Consider the following 4207-nt stretch of genomic DNA (forward strand, 5'->3'; position numbering starts at 1 on the left):
GGGGACATCGTCGCCCGGTGCGGGCGGGGCAGGTTCAGCGGGTTCTTGGAGCCAAGCGGGGGCGGTGGCATCGGCCTGCTGGTCGCCTTGGAGCCAGGCGGGAGCAGTAGCATCGGCAGGTTGTTCGCCTTCCTGAAGCCACGCGGGGGCATCACCGCCATCAGGGGGGGACGGATCGGCACGGAGCCAATCAGGGACATCATCGGCGAGCGGTGGATCTGCGGGTGGGCTGGGCTCTTGGCCCCACGCAGGGGCGGTGGCCTCAGCCTGCTGGTCACCTTGGAGCCACGCGGGGGCATCACCGCCATCAGGGGGTGATGGATCGGCACGGAGCCAATCGGGGACATCATCGGCTAGAGGTGGAGCAGCAGGTGGGGTGGGTTCTTGGAGCCACGCGGGGGCTGCCTCAGCAGACGAGCCCGTTTCGGCATCATGCAGCCATGCTGGTTGATCGTCCACTTCGAGTGGTGGTGGAGGCGGCGCTTGTGCTTCATGCAACCAAGAGGGCACATCATCAGCGGGCGCGGCAGCCGACTGATCCGCCTGCATCCATTCCGGTGCCGGAGTAGCGGGCTCACCCGTTGCAGCCTCACGCAGCCATGAGGGCATATCATCGGCATCGGCGGGTGCTGGGGGCGCTGCTGGTTCGTCAGCTTGCAACCAAGCGGGGGGCGCATCGGCGGTAGGTGGCAGATCTGCATCGGCTGCTGGGGTTGCAGCCGAGCCAGCGGAACCACTCAGCCAATCAGGGACATCAACTTCAGAGGCGGGCAAGCCATCGGTGGGTGGTCGATTGGCCGCTTCACGCAGCCAGGTTGGTTCTTCGCTCGCGGTGGCATCATCGTGACCACCAGGGCTCTGATCCTCATCGGCAATATCACGCAGCCATGCGGGCACCTCAGCGCTGCCAGCGAGATCGGAGCTTACGGCCTCATCTGACGAACGGGGAGGGGCAGCGGAGGCAGCCTCATCACGCAACCAATCGGGCACCTCATCAGCGCCACCAGCCGACTCACGGGCTTTGCGGGCGGCCCAATTAGCCGAGACGGTACTGGCATCGTGAGGTGCGAGATCAGCACTATCCCAATCAATGGGTTCAGGTTCAGGTGGAGGCGGCGGCGTTTCAGCAGGCGGCGGTGTTTCAGCCTCAACGGCTCGAGCAACCTCATCGGCACTAAGTTCACGTAACCAATCGGGCACCCCGCTCTGCTCTTCTGGTGTTGACAGCGGTTCCGAAACTGGTTCGGAGAACCCCTCTGACTCTTGACCAATACTCCGCAGCCAATCGGTTGCACCGACAGGCATACGAATCCGCGACGAGGTAGTAGACTGGGAATCGGAGGTTTGGGAGGTTGAGGAACTGCTTTCAGGGGGAGCCTTCAACCAATCAAGCGACGCATCATCGTCCATTGTCGGATCGGTTGCGGGCAGATCGGCCAACCAATCGGGCGTATCGCTGGTAGCGGGGGGAGCGGCATCTGCCGCGACCTCACTCTGCAACTCACGCAACCACGAGGGATCCTCGGCACCAGCGGGGGGGAGGCCCGCTGGCGCTTCAGGATACCCAGGTGGGCGGGGAGGGAGGGGCAGGTTACGCAGCCAAGGTGGCAGATGTTCCATAGTTTAGGAAATAGGCAAGAGGAAATGTTTCAAGACACTTTACCGTTTGGTCTCCAACGGAGTGCCGACTTTAGTCGGCAGAGGTTGCAGGTAGTCATTGGATGCCGACTAAAGTCGGCACTCCAACAATAAAGCTGAACGGTCGTTTCTGAAACCATCCCTAAGAACCACATTCTAGCGATCAAGGTAGGGCGTATCGAAGCCAAAGAGTAGGCGTAAGCCAGCGACGAAGGCACCAATTGCGGCACCGATCAACAGCCCACGCGCACCAGCCAGTGCGACAAACTCATTGATCCATTGCACCGTCGGGCCAACGGCGGGCAGCGCAGCAACAGGCGGCAACTGGGTAATCAGCACCAGTGCGGCCACAACAACAATCACCAGCGCCTCGCGGCTACCCCGTTGCAGGGCACGCATAGCAGCACTGAGGCTAAAGAAGGCCAAGAGGGCCAGCAAACTAGCCGCCAGCGGCTCATACAAGGTACGAAAGACCACCCGGATCGGCTCTTCGGCCATGGTAGCGGGCAAAACGAGGCCAGCGGGCCCGGGCAAGGGAAAGAAAATACCAGCCACAATCACAATCAGCATCCCAAGCAGCAGCACAAGGCTATAGGGCCAATCAGCTTTACGCCGACCCACGCGGCTCAGATGTGAACCTGTGACACTAAAGACCCCAAGCAGTAGAGCGAGGGCGGTCATCACCGCTGCCCACTCAACCAGCACCACCGCAGCGGCATGAAAGACTGGCCCGCCACCGATGAAATCAATGAGCACAATCAGCCCAGAGACCCCGGCAACAAGTACTGCAACGAGTCGTTTGGGATCACGCAACAGCGACATGTGCGCCTCTTCTACAGGCCAAGCAAGGATGGCAAACCGAGAAACGGTTGAAGGAGACTATAGCCAAAACCCACAACAAGCAGCAAAATCACCGTTGTCCGCAGCAGGTCTTGGGTCAATAGGCGCGCCTGAGCCATCTGCGCTGGAGCGATATAGGCTTCGGCGGCATAGATCTCCTCACCAACCAGGGTTGACGGACTACTCAGCACCATGAGGGGCAACGCAAGCGAATTGGTTGTCCCAACTATATGCGGCAGATCGCGCTGGGCTGCTTCTTCGCCAAGCAAGAGAAACTCTTGGTTAAAGCCACCAAACATGGCACTGGCTTCAAGCTCTTCACGCGCATAGATCGTTGCTACGCCGGTTGCATAGGCTAACTCATCATTATGGGCGAGGAGTTGCACCCGGGTTGGATCATAATCTTGGGCCTGCCCAGCCATCTGGTAGGCTTGACGCACGCCACCACGCAGGGCGAGATGGGCAACCGCATCACCAGAACTGACCAGTATGGGGGAACCTTTGAGGGCAGCTTCACTGGCTACCCGTTCCGCCACCAAAAGCCCGGCCAACAGCTCCGCCGTTGTTGCACGGCTACCATCAGCAGCCCCAAGCACACTTGCTCCGGGTGACACATGGGTTGGTCGGCCAGTCTCAGCGCCGTGGCCAAGGGCGTGGCGCAACCTATCGAGGGCTGGCAAGGGACGGCGTTGCGGCAGCTTCCCGGCTTGAACCCGTGCATGGTGAATGAAGGTCATTGCGACCACGATAAACAGCACAATAATAGTAACTGAAGAGAACAACATGGGCGAATTCCAAGCGTTTGCGTGTGACAATTCTTTACAGCAACACTGCACTTCGTCGCCATGAGTGTAACCTATGCGATAGGGCTTTGTCAATCTTGGGCCGCCAAAAGACGCCGCAATTCGGCCCAGGCTGCCGCTTCACCAAGGCGTACTACGAATGGTTCGAGCGTAGTTCCTACGACAAATGGTCGTCCAAAACCAACGAGGTTGCTCGTAATCAGATCAACCGGACGTAACAGATCAAGGAAGAGCAGTGCTGGCCCACGTAAGCCAGCCTGTTCAACTGCGGCCACCAGCCGGACTAACGGTTCTTCACGTTCAGCCACGCGGGGGACCCTCCACCTCACGTTTCAAGGCATCCAAAAACTCACCAGCCAAGCGTTCAAAGCGCTGTCGTTGGGTCAGATCGATCAGTCCAGCCAACAGATCGGGCAGATTCAGTGAATCAACACGCTCGATGCGGTAGCGTCCATCATCGAGGGGCACCACAAGACAGCGATTGAAGCCGGTCAGAGGTGGAAAGCTAATCTGAAAACTCGTCTTGCGCGCCATTGCGGTATAGTCCAACACCTCCATATCGGCGTGAACGATCCGGCCTTGCAGACGAAAGCGGTAGCCTGGACCCGGCGACCCTGCGGGCAGCACCACGCTGACGCGATCAAGCGACGGCATCCAAGCGGGCCAATGGCGGAAGTCGTCCAACACCGCAAAGACCCGTTCAGGTGGCGCGGTTGTGATAATTGATGCACTGATTGTGTAGCTCACCATAGCACTGAGGAGTATACCGCAAGTTGCCTAGATCTACGTCAACGTCACAAAAAAGAGTTGTTAGCGCGAAGAAGCCCTGGGCTAACAGGTGGCGGCTCGTTGGCTTCGACAAGCTCAGCCACCGCGCCGCTTGGCTTCGACAAGCTCAGCCACCGCGCCGCTTGGCTTCGACAAGC

The 4207-nt window shown here is 59.5% G+C and carries 4 protein-coding genes and 1 pseudogene; all 5 read right to left on the bottom strand.

The features are described from left to right. Positions 1 to 1620: pseudogene (locus CJ255_RS23395) on the bottom strand (hypothetical protein); the annotation flags it as partial. A 174-nt stretch (positions 1621 to 1794) separates the two neighbouring features. Further along, complete coding sequence (locus tag CJ255_RS06815) at positions 1795 to 2460, bottom strand: hypothetical protein (protein ID WP_097643338.1); 666 nt, start codon at positions 2458 to 2460, stop codon at positions 1795 to 1797. Between the two features lie 11 nt (positions 2461 to 2471). Then, entirely contained in the window at positions 2472 to 3263 is a 792-nt protein-coding gene (locus CJ255_RS06820) for a DUF6754 domain-containing protein (protein WP_097643339.1), read from the bottom strand. Positions 3264 to 3352: 89 nt separating this feature from the next. Further along, positions 3353 to 3589 (bottom strand): hypothetical protein, encoded by a 237-nt coding sequence (locus CJ255_RS06825; RefSeq protein WP_097643340.1) that lies wholly within the window; start codon positions 3587 to 3589, stop codon positions 3353 to 3355. Then, positions 3582 to 4031: an SRPBCC family protein gene (locus CJ255_RS06830; RefSeq protein ID WP_097643341.1), complete on the bottom strand. Its 450-nt coding sequence runs from the start codon at positions 4029 to 4031 to the stop codon at positions 3582 to 3584. Before CJ255_RS06830 ends, CJ255_RS06825 begins: the two co-directional genes overlap by 8 nt. Between the last annotated feature and the right edge of the window lie 176 nt (positions 4032 to 4207).

The organism is Candidatus Viridilinea mediisalina, from assembly GCF_002532535.1.
In the GTDB taxonomy this organism is placed as follows: Bacteria; Chloroflexota; Chloroflexia; order Chloroflexales; family Chloroflexaceae; genus Viridilinea; species Viridilinea mediisalina.